Origin of the sequence: Pseudomonas parafulva, from assembly GCF_000800255.1 — a bacterium.
GTDB lineage: Bacteria > Pseudomonadota > Gammaproteobacteria > Pseudomonadales > Pseudomonadaceae > Aquipseudomonas > Aquipseudomonas boreofloridensis.
The window spans coordinates 3,737,418-3,759,011 of the sequence record NZ_CP009747.1 but is presented as its reverse complement, the minus strand read 5'-3'; the positions used below and the strand labels follow the sequence as shown (position 1 = coordinate 3,759,011).

General features: G+C 56.3%; 12 protein-coding genes, 6 tRNA genes and 3 rRNA genes. All 21 read left to right on the top strand.

Annotated elements, in window-relative coordinates; all coding sequences use genetic code 11:
- The first annotated feature begins 266 nt into the window (after nt 1-266).
- The 21 genes from NJ69_RS16435 (at nt 267) to rpoC (ending at nt 21,554) form a co-directional block, all read left to right on the top strand.
- Nucleotides 267-1,803, top strand: a 16S ribosomal RNA gene (locus NJ69_RS16435).
- 86 nt (nt 1,804-1,889) lie between these two features.
- A tRNA-Ile gene (locus NJ69_RS16430) sits at nt 1,890-1,966 on the top strand.
- A gap of 37 nt (nt 1,967-2,003) precedes the next feature.
- Nucleotides 2,004-2,079 (top strand) — tRNA-Ala (locus tag NJ69_RS16425).
- Between the two features lie 254 nt (nt 2,080-2,333).
- Nucleotides 2,334-5,225 (top strand): 23S ribosomal RNA (locus tag NJ69_RS16420).
- Between the two features lie 137 nt (nt 5,226-5,362).
- Nucleotides 5,363-5,478, top strand: a 5S ribosomal RNA gene (gene rrf, locus NJ69_RS16415).
- The 16S, 23S and 5S rRNA genes sit together here with 2 tRNA genes alongside, the layout of an rRNA operon.
- 197 nt (nt 5,479-5,675) lie before the next feature.
- The gene (gene birA, locus NJ69_RS16410; protein ID WP_029613947.1) at nt 5,676-6,635 is read left to right on the top strand and encodes a bifunctional biotin--[acetyl-CoA-carboxylase] ligase/biotin operon repressor BirA; all 960 of its coding nucleotides are present in this window, start codon (nt 5,676-5,678) and stop codon (nt 6,633-6,635) included.
- Entirely contained in the window at nt 6,625-7,374 is a 750-nt protein-coding gene (locus tag NJ69_RS16405) for a pantothenate kinase (RefSeq protein WP_039581078.1), read from the top strand. The genes birA and NJ69_RS16405 overlap by 11 nt, the downstream gene beginning before the upstream one ends.
- A gap of 7 nt (nt 7,375-7,381) precedes the next feature.
- Complete coding sequence (locus NJ69_RS16400; protein ID WP_029613949.1) at nt 7,382-7,807, top strand: hypothetical protein; 426 nt, start codon at nt 7,382-7,384, stop codon at nt 7,805-7,807.
- Nucleotides 7,808-7,950: 143 nt separating this feature from the next.
- Nucleotides 7,951-8,034 (top strand) — tRNA-Tyr (locus tag NJ69_RS16395).
- 23 nt (nt 8,035-8,057) lie between these two features.
- A tRNA-Gly gene (locus NJ69_RS16390) sits at nt 8,058-8,131 on the top strand.
- Between the two features lie 28 nt (nt 8,132-8,159).
- Nucleotides 8,160-8,235 (top strand) — tRNA-Thr (locus NJ69_RS16385).
- Nucleotides 8,236-8,316: 81 nt separating this feature from the next.
- Entirely contained in the window at nt 8,317-9,510 is a 1,194-nt protein-coding gene (tuf, locus tag NJ69_RS16380) for an elongation factor Tu (RefSeq protein WP_003255489.1), read from the top strand.
- A 55-nt stretch (nt 9,511-9,565) separates the two neighbouring features.
- Nucleotides 9,566-9,641, top strand: a tRNA-Trp gene (locus NJ69_RS16375).
- Nucleotides 9,642-9,685: 44 nt separating this feature from the next.
- Entirely contained in the window at nt 9,686-10,054 is a 369-nt protein-coding gene (gene secE / locus NJ69_RS16370; RefSeq protein WP_029614623.1) for a preprotein translocase subunit SecE, read from the top strand.
- Between the two features lie 9 nt (nt 10,055-10,063).
- Nucleotides 10,064-10,597 (top strand): transcription termination/antitermination protein NusG, encoded by a 534-nt coding sequence (gene nusG / locus NJ69_RS16365; protein ID WP_029614622.1) that lies wholly within the window; start codon nt 10,064-10,066, stop codon nt 10,595-10,597.
- A gap of 119 nt (nt 10,598-10,716) precedes the next feature.
- Entirely contained in the window at nt 10,717-11,148 is a 432-nt protein-coding gene (rplK, locus tag NJ69_RS16360) for a 50S ribosomal protein L11 (RefSeq protein ID WP_028633698.1), read from the top strand.
- Nucleotides 11,148-11,843, top strand: a complete 696-nt coding sequence (gene rplA / locus NJ69_RS16355) for a 50S ribosomal protein L1 (RefSeq protein WP_029614621.1) — start codon at nt 11,148-11,150, stop codon at nt 11,841-11,843. Before rplK ends, rplA begins: the two co-directional genes overlap by 1 nt.
- Nucleotides 11,844-12,046: 203 nt before the next feature.
- A complete protein-coding gene (rplJ, locus tag NJ69_RS16350; protein WP_029614620.1) occupies nt 12,047-12,547 on the top strand; it encodes a 50S ribosomal protein L10 in 501 nt (166 codons plus the stop codon).
- Between the two features lie 80 nt (nt 12,548-12,627).
- Complete coding sequence (gene rplL, locus NJ69_RS16345) at nt 12,628-12,996, top strand: 50S ribosomal protein L7/L12 (RefSeq protein ID WP_029614619.1); 369 nt, start codon at nt 12,628-12,630, stop codon at nt 12,994-12,996.
- Between the two features lie 220 nt (nt 12,997-13,216).
- The gene (rpoB, locus tag NJ69_RS16340) at nt 13,217-17,290 is read left to right on the top strand and encodes a DNA-directed RNA polymerase subunit beta (RefSeq protein WP_039581072.1); all 4,074 of its coding nucleotides are present in this window, start codon (nt 13,217-13,219) and stop codon (nt 17,288-17,290) included.
- A gap of 64 nt (nt 17,291-17,354) precedes the next feature.
- On the top strand, nt 17,355-21,554 hold the full coding sequence (gene rpoC, locus NJ69_RS16335) for a DNA-directed RNA polymerase subunit beta' (protein ID WP_029614354.1): 4,200 nt from the start codon (nt 17,355-17,357) through the stop codon (nt 21,552-21,554).
- The last annotated feature ends 40 nt before the right edge of the window (nt 21,555-21,594 follow it).

The following is a 21,594-nucleotide window of genomic DNA, read 5'->3' as shown; positions in this document are numbered from 1 at the left end:
GCTAAACGAGTTTCTCGGAAAGAACTTCAAAATAAAGGCTTGACACGAAGTAAGGCTGCTGTAGAATGCGCGGCCTCGGTTGAGACGAAACGCTCTTAGCCAAACGCTCTTTAACAAATCGAATCAAGCAATTCGTGTGGGTGCTTGTGAGTATGGACTGATCGTCGCCTAGATTATCAGCATCACAAGTGGCCATGCGAGAAATCACATAGTCATTTGAGATTGCTGAGCCAAGTTTAGGGTTTCTTAAAAACCCAAGCAGTATTGAGCTGAAGAGTTTGATCATGGCTCAGATTGAACGCTGGCGGCAGGCCTAACACATGCAAGTCGAGCGGATGAGAGGAGCTTGCTTCTCGATTCAGCGGCGGACGGGTGAGTAATGCCTAGGAATCTGCCTGGTAGTGGGGGACAACGTTTCGAAAGGAACGCTAATACCGCATACGTCCTACGGGAGAAAGCAGGGGACCTTCGGGCCTTGCGCTATCAGATGAGCCTAGGTCGGATTAGCTAGTTGGTGAGGTAATGGCTCACCAAGGCGACGATCCGTAACTGGTCTGAGAGGATGATCAGTCACACTGGAACTGAGACACGGTCCAGACTCCTACGGGAGGCAGCAGTGGGGAATATTGGACAATGGGCGAAAGCCTGATCCAGCCATGCCGCGTGTGTGAAGAAGGTCTTCGGATTGTAAAGCACTTTAAGTTGGGAGGAAGGGTTGTAGATTAATACTCTGCAATTTTGACGTTACCGACAGAATAAGCACCGGCTAACTCTGTGCCAGCAGCCGCGGTAATACAGAGGGTGCAAGCGTTAATCGGAATTACTGGGCGTAAAGCGCGCGTAGGTGGTTTGTTAAGTTGGATGTGAAAGCCCCGGGCTCAACCTGGGAACTGCATCCAAAACTGGCAAGCTAGAGTACGGTAGAGGGTGGTGGAATTTCCTGTGTAGCGGTGAAATGCGTAGATATAGGAAGGAACACCAGTGGCGAAGGCGACCACCTGGACTGATACTGACACTGAGGTGCGAAAGCGTGGGGAGCAAACAGGATTAGATACCCTGGTAGTCCACGCCGTAAACGATGTCAACTAGCCGTTGGAATCCTTGAGATTTTAGTGGCGCAGCTAACGCATTAAGTTGACCGCCTGGGGAGTACGGCCGCAAGGTTAAAACTCAAATGAATTGACGGGGGCCCGCACAAGCGGTGGAGCATGTGGTTTAATTCGAAGCAACGCGAAGAACCTTACCAGGCCTTGACATGCAGAGAACTTTCCAGAGATGGATTGGTGCCTTCGGGAACTCTGACACAGGTGCTGCATGGCTGTCGTCAGCTCGTGTCGTGAGATGTTGGGTTAAGTCCCGTAACGAGCGCAACCCTTGTCCTTAGTTACCAGCACGTCATGGTGGGCACTCTAAGGAGACTGCCGGTGACAAACCGGAGGAAGGTGGGGATGACGTCAAGTCATCATGGCCCTTACGGCCTGGGCTACACACGTGCTACAATGGTCGGTACAGAGGGTTGCCAAGCCGCGAGGTGGAGCTAATCTCACAAAACCGATCGTAGTCCGGATCGCAGTCTGCAACTCGACTGCGTGAAGTCGGAATCGCTAGTAATCGCGAATCAGAATGTCGCGGTGAATACGTTCCCGGGCCTTGTACACACCGCCCGTCACACCATGGGAGTGGGTTGCACCAGAAGTAGCTAGTCTAACCTTCGGGGGGACGGTTACCACGGTGTGATTCATGACTGGGGTGAAGTCGTAACAAGGTAGCCGTAGGGGAACCTGCGGCTGGATCACCTCCTTAATCGAAGACATCAGCCTGCTGATGAGCTCCCACACGAATTGCTTGATTCATTGTGAAAAGACGATGCTGTAACGCGACCCTGTTATAGGTCTGTAGCTCAGTTGGTTAGAGCGCACCCCTGATAAGGGTGAGGTCGGCAGTTCAAATCTGCCCAGACCTACCAATTACTTGGTGCGGCCTACGAGATGTAGCAGATACACGGGGCCATAGCTCAGCTGGGAGAGCGCCTGCCTTGCACGCAGGAGGTCAGCGGTTCGATCCCGCTTGGCTCCACCACCTTTGTACAGCACTGTTAGAACTCAGAAATGAGCATTCGCGCGTCGCGTTGACGCCGCGTTGGAATGTTGATTTCTGGCTTTTGCCAGATCGTTCTTTAAAAATTCGGATATGTGATAGATACAGACTGATGACCAGTTTCACTGCTGGAAATCAGGCTGAGGTAAAATTTGTGAGTTCTGCTCGAAAGAGCGACGTGCGAATTTTCGGCGAATGTCGTCTTCACAGTATAACCAGATTGCTTGGGGTTATATGGTCAAGTGAAGAAGCGCATACGGTGGATGCCTTGGCAGTCAGAGGCGATGAAAGACGTGGTAGCCTGCGATAAGCTTTGGGGAGTCGGCAAACAGACTGTGATCCAGAGATCTCTGAATGGGGGAACCCACCTAGGATAACCTAGGTATCTTGTACTGAATCCATAGGTGCAAGAGGCGAACCAGGGGAACTGAAACATCTAAGTACCCTGAGGAATAGAAATCAACCGAGATTCCCTTAGTAGTGGCGAGCGAACGGGGACCAGCCCTTAAGTTGATTTGAGATTAGTGGAACGCTCTGGAAAGTGCGGCCATAGTGGGTGATAGCCCCGTACACGAAAGTCTCTTTTCAATGAAATCGAGTAGGACGGAGCACGAGAAACTTTGTCTGAACATGGGGGGACCATCCTCCAAGGCTAAATACTACTGACTGACCGATAGTGAACCAGTACCGTGAGGGAAAGGCGAAAAGAACCCCGGAGAGGGGAGTGAAATAGAACCTGAAACCGTATGCGTACAAGCAGTGGGAGCCTACTTTGTTAGGTGACTGCGTACCTTTTGTATAATGGGTCAGCGACTTATATTCAGTGGCGAGCTTAACCGAATAGGGGAGGCGTAGCGAAAGCGAGTCTTAATAGGGCGCTTAGTCGCTGGGTATAGACCCGAAACCGGGCGATCTATCCATGGGCAGGTTGAAGGTTAGGTAACACTGACTGGAGGACCGAACCGACTACCGTTGAAAAGTTAGCGGATGACCTGTGGATCGGAGTGAAAGGCTAATCAAGCTCGGAGATAGCTGGTTCTCCTCGAAAGCTATTTAGGTAGCGCCTCATGTATCACTGCTGGGGGTAGAGCACTGTTTCGGCTAGGGGGTCATCCCGACTTACCAAACCGATGCAAACTCCGAATACCAGCAAGTGCCGAGCATGGGAGACACACGGCGGGTGCTAACGTCCGTCGTGAAAAGGGAAACAACCCAGACCGTCAGCTAAGGTCCCAAAGTCATGGTTAAGTGGGAAACGATGTGGGAAGGCTTAGACAGCTAGGAGGTTGGCTTAGAAGCAGCCATCCTTTAAAGAAAGCGTAATAGCTCACTAGTCGAGTCGGCCTGCGCGGAAGATGTAACGGGGCTCAAACCATGCACCGAAGCTACGGGTATCACCTTTGGTGATGCGGTAGAGGAGCGTTCTGTAAGCCTGTGAAGGTGAGTTGAGAAGCTTGCTGGAGGTATCAGAAGTGCGAATGCTGACATGAGTAACGACAATGCGAGTGAAAAACTCGCACGCCGAAAGACCAAGGTTTCCTGCGCAACGTTAATCGACGCAGGGTTAGTCGGTCCCTAAGGCGAGGCTGAAAAGCGTAGTCGATGGAAAACAGGTTAATATTCCTGTACTTGCAGTTATTGCGATGGAGGGACGGAGAAGGCTAGGCCAGCCTGGCGTTGGTTGTCCAGGTTTAAGGTGGTAGGCTGAAATCTTAGGCAAATCCGGGATTTCAAGGCCGAGAGCTGATGACGAGTTGCCTTTAGGCGACGAAGTGGTTGATGCCATGCTTCCAAGAAAAGCTCCTAAGCTTCAGATAACTGGGAACCGTACCCCAAACCGACACAGGTGGTTAGGTAGAGAATACCAAGGCGCTTGAGAGAACTCGGGTGAAGGAACTAGGCAAAATGGCACCGTAACTTCGGGAGAAGGTGCGCCGGCGAGGGTGAAGGACTTGCTCCATAAGCCCATGCCGGTCGAAGATACCAGGCCGCTGCGACTGTTTATTAAAAACACAGCACTCTGCAAACACGAAAGTGGACGTATAGGGTGTGACGCCTGCCCGGTGCCGGAAGGTTAATTGATGGGGTTAGCGCAAGCGAAGCTCTTGATCGAAGCCCCGGTAAACGGCGGCCGTAACTATAACGGTCCTAAGGTAGCGAAATTCCTTGTCGGGTAAGTTCCGACCTGCACGAATGGCGTAACGATGGCGGCGCTGTCTCCACCCGAGACTCAGTGAAATTGAAATCGCTGTGAAGATGCAGTGTATCCGCGGCTAGACGGAAAGACCCCGTGAACCTTTACTATAGCTTTGCACTGGACTTTGAGCTTGCTTGTGTAGGATAGGTGGGAGGCTTTGAAGTGGGGACGCCAGTTCTCATGGAGCCATCCTTGAAATACCACCCTGGCAACCTTGAGGTTCTAACTCAGGTCCGTGATCCGGATCGAGGACAGTGTATGGTGGGTAGTTTGACTGGGGCGGTCTCCTCCCAAAGAGTAACGGAGGAGTACGAAGGTGCGCTCAGACCGGTCGGAAATCGGTCGTAGAGTATAAAGGCAAAAGCGCGCTTGACTGCGAGACAGACACGTCGAGCAGGTACGAAAGTAGGTCTTAGTGATCCGGTGGTTCTGTATGGAAGGGCCATCGCTCAACGGATAAAAGGTACTCCGGGGATAACAGGCTGATACCGCCCAAGAGTTCATATCGACGGCGGTGTTTGGCACCTCGATGTCGGCTCATCACATCCTGGGGCTGAAGCCGGTCCCAAGGGTATGGCTGTTCGCCATTTAAAGTGGTACGCGAGCTGGGTTTAGAACGTCGTGAGACAGTTCGGTCCCTATCTGCCGTGGACGTTTGAGATTTGAGAGGGGCTGCTCCTAGTACGAGAGGACCGGAGTGGACGAACCTCTGGTGTTCCGGTTGTCACGCCAGTGGCATTGCCGGGTAGCTATGTTCGGAAGAGATAACCGCTGAAAGCATCTAAGCGGGAAACTTGCCTCAAGATGAGATCTCACTGGGATCTAGAATCCCCTGAAGGGCCGTCGAAGACTACGACGTTGATAGGTGGGGTGTGTAAGCGCTGTGAGGCGTTGAGCTAACCCATACTAATTGCCCGTGAGGCTTGACCATATAACACCCAAGCAATTTGAGCGTGAGCGCCGAATTGTGGTGGTGAAGACGAGAGAACCGAAAGTTCGCGACGAACCACAGAATCACATATCCGAATAGGCTGGGGTGTCCGTAAGGACGCACTGGCAACCGAATTTCTTGACGACCATAGAGCATTGGAACCACCTGATCCCATCCCGAACTCAGCAGTGAAACGATGCATCGCCGATGGTAGTGTGGGGTTTCCCCATGTGAGAGTAGGTCATCGTCAAGATTCATTTCGCAAAACCCCTATCTGCGCGAGCAGGTAGGGGTTTTGTCTTTTTCGTGTTTTCAATATCAGCGCTGCCCTCAAAAGTCGGTGCCTCATAGCTACCATGTCTGGAGTGTGTTGGCTGGGCTCGGCCCTTTCCCTATGCAATCCAGCAACCCGTGGCTATCATGCCTGCCTTATTACAAGTCGAGACTGGCATGCTGAAGTTGTTGAATCTCCTTAAGGATGGGCGGTTTCATTCCGGCCAGGCTTTAGGGCAATCCATGGGGGTAAGCCGCAGTGCGGTTTGGAAGCAGCTTCAGCACCTGGAGGCCGAGCTGGATTTGGTTATCCACAAGGTGCGTGGACGCGGTTACCAGCTGGCAACGCCGCTGAGCCTTCTCGACTCAACGGCGATTGCGGCCTACGCCGAAAGTGAGGCATGGCCAGTTCAGGTTCACGACATCATCGACTCCACCAATGCCGAGGCGTTGCGCTGTGTAGCACAGGGTCAGGCCGCGCCTTTTGTCGTTATTGCCGAGCGCCAGAAAGCCGGCCGTGGTCGACGTGGCAGGCAGTGGGTCAGTCCGTTCGCTGAAAACCTTTACTACAGCCTGGTGATACGCGTCGAAGGCGGCATGCGTCAGCTTGAAGGTCTAAGTCTGGTGGTCGGACTTGCCGTGATGCGCACTCTGCAGGAATTTGGGGTGGCGGAGGCGGGGCTCAAATGGCCGAATGACGTGTTAGTCGGTCCACGGAAGATCTCTGGCATTCTGCTCGAGCTGGTCGGCGATCCTGCAGATGTCTGCCATGTGGTACTGGGGATTGGTATTAACGTGAACATGCAGAATAACAACCAGGTTGATCAGCAATGGACTTCGATACGGCGTGAGACGGGCGAACTTATCGACCGCAACCAGCTGGTTGCTCGGCTCAACGGAAATTTACAGCATGTGCTTGCACGTCATCATCGCGAGGGCTTCCTCGGATTCCAGCATGAATGGGAGCAGGCGCATGTATGGCAGGGCCGAAGCGTCTCGCTGATAGCCGGCAATCATGCGGTGGATGGTGTCGTTTTGGGTGTGGACGGGCAGGGTGGTCTGCGTATGAACGTCAACGGCGTCGAGAAGAGCTTCAGCGGCGGAGAGCTTGGGTTGAGGTTGCGGAATGATTCTTGAGCTCGACTGTGGTAACAGCTTTATCAAATGGCGGGTGATCCATGCTGATGACGCCATTATTGTGGGTGGCGGTATCGTTGACTCGGACCAGGCCTTGATCGCGCAGGTAGCAAAACTGCCTAATGTGCATCTTCGTGGGGCCAGAATGGTCAGCGTGCGCAGTGAAGAGGAAACCGATGCGCTGATGAGGGCGATCACTTGTGATTTCGGTGTGATCGTTCAGACTGCGCATCCGGCCACTGAAATGGCGGGCGTGCGCAATGGCTACACAGATCATCAGCGCTTGGGAATGGACCGTTGGCTTGCTGCTGTGGGTGCTTTTCATCTGGCCAAGGGCGCCTGCTTGGTAATGGATTTTGGTACAGCTGCCAAAGCCGATTTCGTGGCGGCCGATGGACAGCATCTAGGCGGGTACATCTGTCCGGGTATGCCTTTGATGCGCAGCCAGCTACGTACCCATACGCGCCGAATTCGCTACGATGATGCCTCAGCCGAGCGCGCATTGACCAGTCTGCTCCCCGGCCGCTCGACGGTCGAAGCGGTAGAGCGCGGATGCGTGTTGATGTTGCAGGGCTTCGCTCGCACGCAGATTGATCAGGCTCGCGCCTTGTGGGGTGACGAATTCAGCATATTCCTCACCGGTGGGGATGCGCCTCTCGTGGAAGTTTCGGCACCTGGAGCGCGGGTTGTTCCCGACTTGGTCTTTGTCGGCCTTGCGATGGCCTGCCCCTTGAATTGAGGTGCCTATGCGTTGGTTGTTCCTGTTGTTGCTGGTGCTCAATGTCGTCTACTACGTGTGGCACCAGCAGGAGGCGCCATTGCGTATCAAGGAAATAGCTCCGCTCTCGCTGTACAAGGGAAGCCAGCAGGAGATTCGGCTGCTGCGCGAGACAGCAGCTCAAGCACCTGCTCGACGACAGGACGAATGCTTGGTGGTGGGTGGATTGCGAAGTCAGGATGATGTCGACGCTCTGCGCCAACGCCTGCTGAGTCTTGATATCAGTGCCCGTCAAGTCCAGGGGCTACTACCTGGCGCGGAAGGGTTCTGGCTCAAGATTGGGGCTGAGAGCGAGCGGTTGCTGGATGGCAACGTGCTGGCCACTCTTTCCAGTGATTTCAAAGAGTTGAAGCACAAAATTATTTTCTGCCAAGGTATTGCAACTGCTGAATAGATTGATAGAATGGCGCCCGCTTCGCAGGGAACACCGGTCATACGGTTCAACTGCAAGTGTCGTCAAAGTAGCTAACTTTCAGATTTAATTGAAAAAAATGCTTGACGATGGTGCGGCAGCCAAATAAAATGCCGGCCACATCTGGAGGGATTCCCGAGCGGCCAAAGGGGACGGACTGTAAATCCGTTGCGAGAGCTTCGAAGGTTCGAATCCTTCTCCCTCCACCAGTTTTAGCGAGAGCTGCAATCTCGCGGGTATAGTTTAGTGGTAGAACCTCAGCCTTCCAAGCTGATGATGCGGGTTCGATTCCCGCTACCCGCTCCAGGTTTGCTGTTGTTGCACAAATAGTTTCGCTCTTGTAGCTCAGTTGGTAGAGCACACCCTTGGTAAGGGTGAGGTCAGCGGTTCAAGTCCGCTCAAGAGCTCCATTTAAACAAGGCAGATATGAAAATATCTGCCTTTGTTTTATCAGTGTAGTGACCATTTTTCTTCTGCGGAGGATTGTATCGATGGCTAAGGAAAAGTTTGATCGTTCCCTTCCCCACGTTAACGTCGGCACCATCGGCCACGTTGACCACGGTAAGACCACTCTGACCGCAGCTCTGACTCGCGTTTGCTCCGAAGTTTTCGGTTCGGCAATCGTTGAGTTCGACAAGATCGACTCGGCTCCGGAAGAAAAAGCGCGCGGTATCACCATCAACACCGCTCACGTTGAGTACAACTCGACCATTCGTCACTACGCTCACGTTGACTGCCCAGGTCACGCTGACTACGTGAAGAACATGATCACCGGTGCTGCCCAGATGGACGGCGCGATCCTGGTGTGCTCGGCCGCTGATGGTCCGATGCCACAAACCCGTGAGCACATCCTGCTGTCCCGTCAGGTTGGCGTTCCGTACATCGTGGTCTTCCTGAACAAGGCTGACCTGGTAGACGACGCTGAGCTGCTGGAACTGGTCGAGATGGAAGTTCGCGACCTGCTGTCCACCTACGACTTCCCAGGCGACGACACCCCGATCATCATCGGTTCGGCTCGTATGGCGCTGGAAGGCAAAGACGACAACGAAATGGGCACTACCGCTGTCAAGAAGCTGGTAGAGACTCTGGACAGCTACATTCCTGAGCCAGTTCGTGCCATCGACCAGCCGTTCCTGATGCCGATCGAAGACGTGTTCTCGATCTCGGGCCGTGGTACCGTTGTGACCGGTCGTATCGAGCGTGGTATCGTCCGCGTTCAGGATCCGCTGGAAATCGTTGGTCTGCGTGACACCACCACCACCACCTGCACCGGCGTTGAGATGTTCCGCAAACTGCTGGACGAAGGTCGTGCTGGCGAGAACTGCGGCGTTCTGCTGCGTGGTACCAAGCGTGACGACGTTGAGCGTGGCCAGGTTCTGGTCAAGCCAGGTTCGGTCAAGCCGCACACCAAGTTCACCGCAGAAGTCTACGTTCTGTCGAAAGAAGAAGGCGGCCGTCACACGCCGTTCTTCAAAGGCTACCGTCCTCAGTTCTACTTCCGTACCACTGACGTGACCGGTAACTGCGAACTGCCGGAAGGCGTTGAAATGGTAATGCCAGGTGACAACATTCAGATGACTGTCACTCTGATCAAGACCATCGCAATGGAAGACGGTCTGCGCTTCGCCATCCGTGAAGGCGGTCGTACCGTCGGCGCCGGCGTCGTAGCTAAAATTATTGAATAAGTAGTTGATTTATCTCGATCAGGTCGGCATAATGGCCGGCCTGATACAGCGTTAAAGGTCAGTAGCTCAATTGGCAGAGCGACGGTCTCCAAAACCGTAGGTTGGGGGTTCGATTCCCTCCTGACCTGCCATTCACCTCGGTGTGATTGGCTTTCTTCTTACAGGATCCTCCCCGATGACTCCCAAAACTGAAGCCCAAGAATCGCGTTTCGATCTGATCAAGTGGCTGGCTGTAGTTGCATTGGTTGTCGTAGGCGTTGTGGGTAACCAGTATTACTCCGCTGCTCCTATCCTGTACCGCGTTCTAGCGCTCCTTGCCCTGGCTGCTGCTGCAGGTTTCGTTGCTCTGCAGACCGCGAAGGGCAAATCGTTCTTTACGCTTGCGAAGGAAGCACGTGCCGAGATTCGTAAAGTCGTGTGGCCGACCCGCCAAGAGACTACGCAGACCACGTTGATCGTTGTTGCCGTCGTGCTCGTTATGGCGCTGCTGTTGTGGGGTCTCGATTCCCTGCTCGGTTGGTTGGTTTCCTTGATTGTTGGCTAAGGGTGTCTCGTGGCTAAGCGTTGGTATGTTGTGCATGCTTACTCGGGTTACGAGAAGCATGTCATGCGCTCCCTCACCGAGCGCGTAAAGCTGGCAGGCATGGAAGACGGGTTTGGCGAGATTCTCGTCCCGACCGAAGAAGTCGTCGAAATGCGCAACGGCCAGAAGCGCAAGAGTGAGCGTAAATTCTTCCCAGGTTATGTCCTGGTGCAGATGGAAATGAACGAAGGGACTTGGCACTTGGTCAAGGATACCCCTCGCGTCATGGGTTTCATTGGTGGTACAGCAGACAAGCCTGCGCCGATCACTGATAAAGAGGCCGAAGCTATTCTGCGTCGCGTTGCCGATGGTAGCGACAAGCCTAAGCCGAAGACGTTGTTCGAGCCCGGTGAAGTGGTTCGTGTCATTGATGGTCCGTTTGCTGACTTCAATGGCAACGTCGAAGAAGTTAACTACGAAAAGAGTCGTCTGCAGGTTGCGGTGCTCATTTTCGGTCGTTCCACTCCGGTGGAGCTCGAGTTCAGTCAGGTCGAAAAGGTCTAACTGGGCGGCGCATCCCTTACCCCGCAGCTCTACGTGCTGCGGGGTTTTGTCGTCACTGGGATAAAACGCAAGTTATCCGGGGAGCCACCAGGCGTTCGAACCCGATTTTGGAGTAGCTCATGGCTAAGAAGATTCAGGCTTACATCAAGCTGCAAGTAAAGGCCGGCCAGGCCAACCCAAGCCCACCCGTTGGTCCAGCACTGGGTCAACACGGTGTGAACATCATGGAGTTCTGCAAAGCTTTCAACGCCCGTACTCAGGGTCAAGAAGCTGGTCTGCCGACTCCAGTGATCATCACCGTCTACAGTGACCGTAGCTTCACCTTCGAGACCAAGAGCACGCCTGCCTCGGTTCTGCTGAAGAAAGCTGCTGGCCTGACCAGCGGTTCGGCCCGTCCGAACACCGTCAAAGTCGGTACCGTCACCCGTGCTCAGCTGGAAGAGATCGCCAAGACCAAGCAGGCCGATCTGACTTCCGCTGACCTGGATGCAGCTGTACGCACCATCGCTGGCTCTGCCCGCAGCATGGGCCTGAACGTGGAGGGTGTGTAATGGCTAAGCTGACCAAGCGCCAAAAGGCTATCGCCGAAAAAATCGAAGCAGGCAAAGCCTACAACTTCGAAGAAGCTGCAACGCTGCTGGCATCGCTGCCTGCTGCCAAGTTCGTAGAGTCCTACGACATCGCCGTAAACCTGGGTGTTGACCCGCGTAAATCCGACCAGGTCGTTCGTAGCGCTACCGTGCTGCCACACGGCACTGGCAAGACCGTACGTGTCGCCGTCTTCACCCAAGGTCCTGCTGCTGAAGCCGCTCTGGCTGCCGGTGCAGACCGCGTTGGCATGGACGACTTGGCTGCTGAAATGAAAGGCGGCGATCTGAACTACGACGTAGTCATCGCATCCCCTGATGCCATGCGTGTCGTTGGTCAGTTGGGTCAGGTTCTCGGTCCTCGCGGCCTGATGCCTAACCCGAAAGTCGGTACTGTTACCCCAGACGTAGCCACTGCCGTGAAAAACGCCAAGGCTGGTCAGGTTCGCTACCGTACCGACAAGAACGGTATCATCCACACCTCCGTTGGCAAGGTCGGCTTCGAAGCTGGCAAGCTGAAGGAAAACGTTGAGGCCCTGATCGCTGACCTGAAGCGCATCAAGCCGGCTTCTTCGAAAGGTATCTATGTCAAGCGCGTTACCCTGAGCACCACTATGGGCCCGGGTCTGGTCATCGATCAGAGCTCGCTGGACGTGTAATGCAGCGTCGGTGCGTTCTCTAGAGCGCGCCGACGGCAACAAGATTGGGGTCCCTGCCTGGCGGGGGCTATCCAAGACCGTAGGCGACGCAAGTCTTAAAACCCAAGCCTACGCAGATGGTGCTCCCGATTCGCTCGCGAATCAGACACCAAAACGACATCCGGCCTCGGCCAGATGAAACGGTAGAAACCAGGAGTAAACCCGTGGCAATTAAACTCGAAGACAAGAAGGCCATCGTCGCTGAAGTCAACGAGGCTGCCAAAGTCGCTCTGTCCGCTGTCGTGGCTGATGCCCGTGGTGTGACTGTAGGCGCAATGACCGGACTCCGTAAAGAGGCTCGTGAAGCTGGTGTTTATGTACGTGTCGTACGTAACACCCTGCTCAAGCGTGCTGTTGCTGACACTGAATTCAGTGTTCTCAACGACGCTTTCACCGGCCCGACCCTGATCGCGTTCTCCAATGAGCACCCGGGCGCCGCTGCCCGTCTGTTCAAGGAATTCGCCAAGGGTCAGGACAAGTTCGAGATCAAGGCAGCTGCGTTCGACGGCAAGTTCCTTGCCGCTAACCAGATCGACGTGCTGGCAACTCTGCCAACTCGCGACGAGGCTATCGCACAGCTGATGAGCGTGATCCAAGGTGCAACCAGCAAGCTGGCACGTACCCTGGCTGCTCTGCGCGACCAGAAAGAAGCAGCGGCTGCCTAAGGCAGCGTAGTTTCTCTCGAAATCAAACGTTTAATTTGATGGCCGCGTAGGCTGTCACCCCAATACAGGAATTCATAGTCATGTCTCTGACTAACGAGCAAATCATCGAAGCGATCGGCCAGAAAACCGTTCTGGAAATTGTTGAACTGATCAAAGCGATGGAAGAAACCTTCGGCGTTACCGCTGCTGCCGCTGTTGCCGCTGGCCCAGCTGCTGCCGCTCCTGCTGCCGAAGAGCAGACCGAGTTCAACGTTGTCCTGCTCGAAGCTGGCGACAAGAAAGTGAACGTCATTAAAGCCGTTCGCGAACTGACCGGTCTGGGCCTGAAAGAAGCCAAAGAGAAAGTCGATGGCGCTCCTCAGGTCGTAGCTGAAGGCGTTTCGAAAGAAGCCGCTGAAGACGCTAAGAAGAAGCTGGAAGAAGCTGGCGCTAAAGTCGAGCTGAAGTAATTTCGACTTTGCGACTGCAGCCTGAGCGTCAAGCGTAGGGCTGATGGCTGGTGGCCTGTGCCACCGGCCTTTTTCCGTTATTGGTGGCCGATCCTGTCGGCCCCGATAACGAGCTGCAAGACACCCATGTGGGTGGCGCAAACCAAGGGGTTTGCACGATTTTCTGGCTGCTCCCGCCGGGAGAAGCCAAACAAGCAGGTGACCAAGCTGGGGAACGCTGATGGCTTACTCATACACTGAGAAAAAACGTATCCGCAAGGACTTTAGCAAGTTGCCGGACGTCATGGATGTGCCGTACCTCCTGGCCATCCAGCTGGATTCGTATCGCGAATTCCTGCAGGCGGGAGCATCCAAGGATCAGTTCCGCGACGTCGGTCTGCATGCGGCCTTCAAATCGGTATTCCCGATCATCAGCTACTCCGGCAATGCTGCCCTGGAGTACGTAGGCTATCGCCTGGGCGAGCCTGCCTTCGATGTGAAGGAATGTGTCCTGCGTGGCGTGACCTTCGCGGTCCCACTGCGGGTCAAGGTGCGCCTGATCATCTTCGACAAAGAGTCGTCGAACAAAGCGATCAAGGACATCAAAGAGCAAGAAGTCTACATGGGTGAAATCCCCCTGATGACTGAGAACGGTACCTTCGTTATCAACGGTACCGAGCGTGTGATCGTTTCCCAGCTGCACCGTTCGCCAGGTGTGTTCTTCGACCACGACCGTGGCAAGACTCACAGCTCCGGCAAGCTGCTGTACTCCGCTCGCATCATTCCTTACCGCGGCTCGTGGTTGGACTTCGAGTTCGACCCGAAGGACTGCGTGTTCGTGCGTATCGACCGTCGTCGCAAGCTGCCGGCGTCCGTCCTGCTGCGTGCGCTGGGCTACAGCACCGAAGAGATCCTGGACACCTTCTACACCACCAACGTATTCCACGTTTCCGGCGAGAAGTTGAGCCTGGAGCTGGTTGCCCAACGCTTGCGTGGTGAAGTCGCGGTGATGGATATCACCGACGAAACCGGCAAGGTCATCGTCGAGCAGGGGCGCCGGATCACCGCGCGTCACATCAACCAGATCGAGAAGTCCGGCGTCAAACAGCTGGAAGTCCCGCTGGAATATGTCATTGGTCGCACCACTGCCAAGGCCATCGTGCATCCGGCAACGGGTGAGATCCTGGCTGAGTGCAATACTGAGCTGACTACCGATCTGCTGGTCAAGATCGCCAAAGCTCAGGTAGTACGCATCGAGACGCTGTACACCAACGACATCGACTGCGGTCCGTTCATTGCCGATACGCTGAAGATCGACACCACCAGCAACCAGCTGGAAGCACTGGTCGAAATCTATCGCATGATGCGTCCAGGCGAGCCGCCGACCAAGGACGCTGCCGAAACTCTGTTCAACAACCTGTTCTTCAGCGCTGAGCGTTACGACCTGTCGGCCGTAGGCCGCATGAAGTTCAACCGTCGTATCGGTCGGACCGAGATCGAAGGTTCGGGCGTGCTGAGCAAGGAAGACATCGTTGACGTGCTGAAGACGCTGGTCGACATCCGTAACGGCAAGGGCATCGTCGACGACATCGACCACCTGGGCAACCGCCGCGTACGTTGCGTTGGCGAGATGGCCGAGAACCAGTTCCGTGTTGGCCTGGTGCGCGTAGAGCGTGCGGTCAAGGAACGTCTGTCGATGGCTGAAAGCGAAGGCCTGATGCCGCAGGACCTGATCAACGCCAAGCCGGTTGCGGCGGCGGTGAAGGAGTTCTTCGGCTCCAGCCAGCTTTCCCAGTTCATGGACCAGAACAACCCGCTCTCCGAGATCACTCACAAGCGCCGCGTTTCCGCGCTCGGCCCAGGTGGTCTGACCCGTGAGCGTGCTGGCTTCGAAGTGCGTGACGTACACCCGACCCATTATGGCCGCGTGTGCCCGATCGAAACGCCGGAAGGTCCGAACATCGGTCTGATCAACTCCCTGGCGGCCTATGCTCGCACCAACCAGTACGGCTTCCTGGAAAGCCCGTACCGCGTGGTGAAAGAAGGTGTGGTCAGCGACGACATCGTGTTCCTGTCGGCAATCGAAGAGGCCGATCATGTGATCGCCCAGGCTTCGGCTGCGATGAACGACAAGAAGCAGCTCATCGATGAGCTGGTTGCTGTTCGTCACCTGAACGAGTTCACCGTCAAGGCGCCGGAAGACGTCACCCTGATGGACGTTTCGCCGAAGCAGGTCGTTTCCGTTGCAGCCTCGCTGATTCCGTTCCTCGAGCACGACGACGCCAACCGTGCATTGATGGGCTCGAACATGCAGCGCCAGGCTGTACCCACCCTGCGTGCCGACAAGCCGCTGGTAGGTACCGGCATGGAGCGCAACGTTGCCCGTGACTCCGGTGTTTGTGTAGTCGCTCGTCGTGGCGGTGTAATCGACTCGGTCGATGCCAGCCGGATCGTGGTTCGCGTCGCGGATGATGAAGTCGAGACCGGCGAAGCCGGTGTGGATATCTACAACCTGACCAAGTACACCCGCTCGAACCAGAACACCTGCATCAACCAGCGTCCGCTGGTCAGCAAAGGTGACGTGGTCGCGCGCGGTGACATCATGGCCGATGGTCCGTCCACCGATATGGGTGAGCTGGCTTTGGGCCAGAACATGCGCATCGCGTTCATGGCGTGGAACGGCTTCAACTTCGAAGACTCCATCTGCCTCTCCGAACGTGTGGTTCAGGAAGACCGTTTCACCACGATCCACATCCAGGAACTGACCTGTGTGGCGCGTGACACCAAGCTTGGCCCAGAGGAAATCACCGCGGACATCCCGAACGTGGGTGAAGCTGCGCTGAACAAGCTGGACGAAGCCGGTATCGTCTACGTAGGTGCCGAGGTCGGCGCTGGCGACATTCTGGTCGGCAAGGTCACTCCGAAAGGCGAGACCCAATTGACGCCCGAAGAGAAACTGCTGCGGGCGATCTTCGGTGAGAAGGCCAGCGACGTCAAAGATACCTCCCTGCGTGTGCCAACTGGCACCAAGGGCACCGTCATCGACGTTCAGGTCTTCACCCGTGATGGCGTCGAGCGCGACAGCCGAGCCCTGGCCATCGAGAAGATGCAGCTGGACGAGATCCGCAAGGACCTCAACGAAGAGTTCCGTATCGTTGAGGGCGCGACCTTTGAGCGTCTGCGCTCTGCGCTGAACGGCCAAGTGGTCGACGGCGGCGCGGGCCTGAAGAAAGGCACCGTGATCTCCGACGAAGTGCTGGGCGGTCTGGAGCACGGTCAGTGGTTCAAGCTGCGCATGGCCGAAGATGCACTGAACGAGCAGTTGGAAAAGGCTCAGCAGTACATCGTCGATCGCCGTCGTCTGCTCGACGACAAGTTCGAAGACAAGAAGCGCAAGCTGCAGCAGGGCGATGACCTGGCTCCAGGCGTACTGAAGATCGTCAAGGTCTACCTGGCTATCCGCCGTCGCATCCAGCCGGGTGACAAGATGGCCGGTCGTCACGGTAACAAGGGTGTCGTCTCGGTGATCATGCCGGTCGAAGACATGCCGCATGACGCCAACGGTACACCGGTCGATGTCGTACTGAACCCGCTGGGCGTACCTTCGCGTATGAACGTCGGTCAGATTCTCGAAACCCACCTGGGCCTCGCGGCCAAAGGGCTGGGCGAGAAGATCGACCGCATGATCGAAGAGCAACGCAAGGCTGCCGAACTGCGTAGCTTCCTGACCGAGATCTACAACGAGATCGGTGGTCGTCAGGAAAACCTCGACGAGTTCTCCGATCAAGAGATCTTCGCCCTGGCCAACAACCTGAAGAAAGGCGTGCCAATGGCCACTCCAGTCTTCGACGGTGCCAAGGAGCGCGAGATCAAGGCCATGCTGAAGCTGGCCGATCTGCCAGAGAGCGGCCAGATGGTGCTGTTCGATGGTCGTACCGGCAACAAGTTCGAGCGTCCAGTGACCGTTGGTTACATGTACATGCTCAAGCTGAACCACTTGGTGGACGACAAGATGCACGCGCGTTCCACTGGTTCTTACAGCCTGGTTACCCAGCAGCCGCTGGGTGGTAAGGCGCAGTTCGGTGGTCAGCGTTTCGGGGAGATGGAAGTGTGGGCGCTGGAAGCATACGGCGCGGCATACACCCTGCAAGAAATGCTCACAGTGAAGTCGGACGACGTGAACGGCCGTACCAAGATGTACAAGAACATCGTGGATGGCGATCACCGTATGGAGCCGGGCATGCCCGAGTCCTTCAACGTGTTGATCAAAGAGATCCGTTCGCTCGGTATCGATATCGATCTGGAAACCGAATAACACGTGACGCGAAGGGGAGTGGGGCTGGCACAGCCCGCTTCCTGCTCCGCCAGGAGGAAAGGCCTTGAAAGACCTACTGAATCTGCTGAAAAACCAGGGTCAAGTCGAAGAGTTCGACGCCATCCGCATCGGTCTGGCGTCGCCTGAAATGATCCGTTCGTGGTCGTTCGGTGAAGTCAAGAAACCGGAGACCATCAACTACCGTACGTTCAAGCCTGAGCGTGACGGTCTGTTCTGCGCCAAGATCTTTGGCCCAGTCAAGGACTACGAGTGCCTGTGCGGCAAGTACAAGCGCCTCAAGCACCGCGGCGTGATCTGCGAGAAGTGCGGCGTTGAAGTTGCCCTGGCCAAAGTTCGTCGTGAGCGCATGGCGCACATCGAACTGGCCTCGCCGGTCGCCCACATCTGGTTCCTGAAGTCGCTGCCGTCCCGTATCGGCCTGCTGATGGACATGACCCTGCGTGACATCGAGCGCGTGCTCTATTTCGAGAGCTACGTCGTCATCGATCCGGGCATGACCACCCTCGAAAAGGGTCAACTGCTGAACGACGAGCAGTACTTCGAAGCGCTGGAAGAGTTCGGTGACGACTTCGACGCCCGCATGGGTGCCGAGGCTGTCCGCGAGCTGCTGCACGCGATCGACCTGGAGCACGAGATTGGCCGCCTGCGTGAAGAAATTCCGCAGACCAACTCGGAAACCAAGATCAAGAAGCTGTCCAAGCGCCTGAAGCTGATGGAAGCTTTCCAGGGCTCGGGCAACCTGCCTGAGTGGATGGTTCTGACCGTCCTGCCAGTACTGCCGCCGGACCTGCGTCCGCTGGTGCCGCTGGATGGTGGCCGCTTCGCGACCTCCGACCTGAACGACCTGTATCGTCGGGTGATCAACCGTAACAACCGTCTGAAGCGCCTGCTCGATCTGTCGGCGCCGGACATCATCGTGCGCAACGAAAAGCGCATGCTGCAGGAGGCGGTCGACGCCCTGCTGGACAACGGCCGTCGCGGTCGCGCCATCACTGGCTCGAACAAGCGTCCGCTGAAGTCCCTGGCCGACATGATCAAAGGTAAGCAGGGTCGCTTCCGTCAGAACTTGCTCGGCAAGCGTGTGGACTACTCCGGCCGTTCGGTTATTACCGTAGGCCCGACCCTGCGTCTGCACCAGTGCGGTCTGCCGAAGAAGATGGCCCTCGAGCTGTTCAAGCCGTTCATTTTCGGCAAGCTGGAAATGCGTGGTCTGGCGACCACCATCAAGGCTGCCAAGAAGATGGTCGAGCGCGAGCTGCCTGAGGTGTGGGACGTGCTCGCCGAGGTGATCCGCGAACACCCCGTGCTGCTCAACCGTGCACCGACCCTGCACCGTCTGGGTATCCAGGCGTTCGAGCCGGTTCTGATCGAAGGCAAGGCTATCCAGCTGCACCCGCTGGTTTGTGCTGCGTACAACGCCGACTTCGACGGTGACCAGATGGCCGTTCACGTACCGCTGACGCTGGAAGCCCAGCTCGAAGCGCGTGCGCTGATGATGTCGACCAACAACATTCTGTCGCCAGCTAACGGTGAGCCAATCATCGTTCCGTCGCAGGACGTTGTACTGGGTCTGTACTACATGACCCGTGAGGCCATCAATGCCAAGGGTGAAGGTCGTGTATTCGCCGACCTGCAGGAAGTCGACCGCGTATTCCGCGCCGGCGAAGCCGCTCTGCACGCGAAAATCAAGGTTCGTATCAACGAAACCGTGAAAGAGCGTGACGGTTCTGTGGTCAAGAACACTCGCATCGTCGACACCACCGTCGGCCGTGCCCTGTTGTTCCAAGTCGTTCCGGCAGGTCTGCCGTACGACGTGGTCAACCAGCCGATGAAGAAAAAGGCTATTTCCAAGCTGATCAACCAGTGCTATCGCGTGGTTGGTTTGAAGGAAACCGTCATCTTTGCCGACCAGTTGATGTATACCGGCTTTGCCTACTCGACCATTTCCGGCGTTTCGATCGGTGTTAACGACTTCGTTATCCCTGACGAAAAAGCCCGCATCATTGGCTCGGCCACTGATGAAGTTAAAGAAATCGAGAGTCAGTACGCCTCCGGCCTGGTCACCCAGGGCGAGAAGTACAACAAGGTCATCGACTTGTGGTCGAAGGCGAACGACGAAGTGTCCAAGGCGATGATGGCCAACCTCTCGAAAGAGAAAGTCATCGACCGCGAAGGTAACGAAGTCGATCAGGAATCCTTCAACTCGATGTATATGATGGCTGACTCCGGTGCGCGGGGTTCCGCTGCACAGATCCGTCAGTTGGCCGGTATGCGTGGTCTGATGGCCAAGCCGGATGGCTCGATCATCGAGACGCCTATCACTGCGAACTTCCGTGAAGGTCTGAGCGTACTGCAGTACTTCATCTCGACCCACGGTGCTCGTAAGGGTCTGGCGGATACCGCACTGAAGACTGCGAACTCCGGTTATCTGACGCGTCGTCTGGTGGACGTCGCCCAGGATCTGGTGGTGACCGAGATCGACTGCGGTACCGACCACGGTCTGCTGATGACTCCGCACATCGAAGGCGGCGACGTCGTAGAGCCGTTGGGCGAGCGCGTACTGGGTCGTGTCATTGCCCGTGACGTGTTCAAGCCGGGTACCGAAGACGTCATCGTTCCGGCCGGCACCCTGGTCGACGAAAAGTGGGTCGAATTCATCGAGCTGAACAGCATCGACGAAGTGATCGTGCGTTCGCCGATCAGCTGCGAAACCCGCTTCGGCATCTGCGCCAAGTGCTACGGTCGCGATCTGGCCCGTGGTCACCAGGTGAATATCGGTGAAGCTGTCGGCGTCATCGCCGCGCAGTCGATCGGTGAGCCGGGTACCCAGCTCACCATGCGTACCTTCCACATCGGTGGTGCTGCAAGCCGTACTTCGGCTGCCGACAGCGTTCAGGTGAAGAATGGCGGCATGGTGCGTCTGCACAACCTGAAACAGGTCGAGCGTGCTGATGGCAATCTGGTCGCGGTATCGCGTTCCGGTGAATTGGCCATTGCCGACGAGTTCGGTCGTGAGCGTGAGCGCTACAAACTGCCGTACGGTGCCGTGATTTCGGTGAAGGAAGGCGACAAGGTCGAAGCTGGCGCCATCGTCGCCAAGTGGGACCCGCACACCCACCCGATCGTCACCGAACTGAAAGGTACCGTGACCTTCGTGGGCATGGAAGAGAACATCACCATCAAGCGCCAGACCGACGAACTGACCGGTCTGACCAACATTGAAGTGATGGACGTGAAGGATCGCCCGGCTGCTGGCAAGGAAATCCGTCCAGCGATCAAGATGGTCGATGCCAACGGCAAGGATCTGTACCTGCCAGGTACCGACGTGCCGGCTCAGTACTTCCTGCCAGCCAACGCCCTCGTCGGGGTGGCTGACGGTGCTCAGATCGGTGTCGGTGACGTTATCGCGCGTATTCCGCAAGAAACGTCCAAGACCCGTGACATCACCGGTGGTCTGCCGCGCGTTGCCGACTTGTTCGAAGCGCGTCGTCCGAAGGAAGCGTCGATCCTGGCGGAAGTCAGCGGTACCATCGCGTTCGGTAAAGAGACCAAGGGCAAGCGCCGTCTGGTCATTACCCCGACAGATGGCAGCGATCCGTACGAAGAGCTTATTCCGAAGTGGCGCCACCTGAACGTCTTCGAGGGCGAGCAGGTCAACCGTGGTGAGGTGATCTCGGACGGTCCGAGCGATCCGCATGACATTCTGCGTCTGCTGGGTGTGAGCGCGCTGGCGAAGTACATCGTCAACGAGATCCAGGACGTGTACCGTCTGCAGGGCGTGAAGATCAACGACAAGCACATCGAGACCATCCTGCGTCAGATGCTGCGCAAGGTCGAGATCAGCGAGTCGGGCGACTCCAGCTTCATCAAGGGTGACCAGATGGAACTGACTCAGGTGCTGGTGGAGAACGAGCGCCTGGCCAGTGAAGACAAGTTCATCTCGAAGTTCTCGCGTGTGCTGCTGGGTATCACCAAGGCCTCGCTGTCCACCGAATCGTTCATCTCGGCGGCTTCCTTCCAGGAAACCACCCGTGTACTGACCGAGGCGGCGGTAACCGGCAAGCGCGACTATCTGCGCGGTCTGAAAGAGAACGTGGTCGTCGGTCGTCTGATCCCGGCGGGTACCGGTCTGGCTTACCACAGCGAGCGCAAGCGTCGCCGTGATGCCGACAAGCCGCTGCGTGTGAGCGCCAGTGAGGTGGAAGCCGCACTGACCGAAGCGCTGAATTCCAGCGGTAACTAAGGTAGAGGCGGGGCCCCGGCCCCTTCCTCCCCGCCGCGGC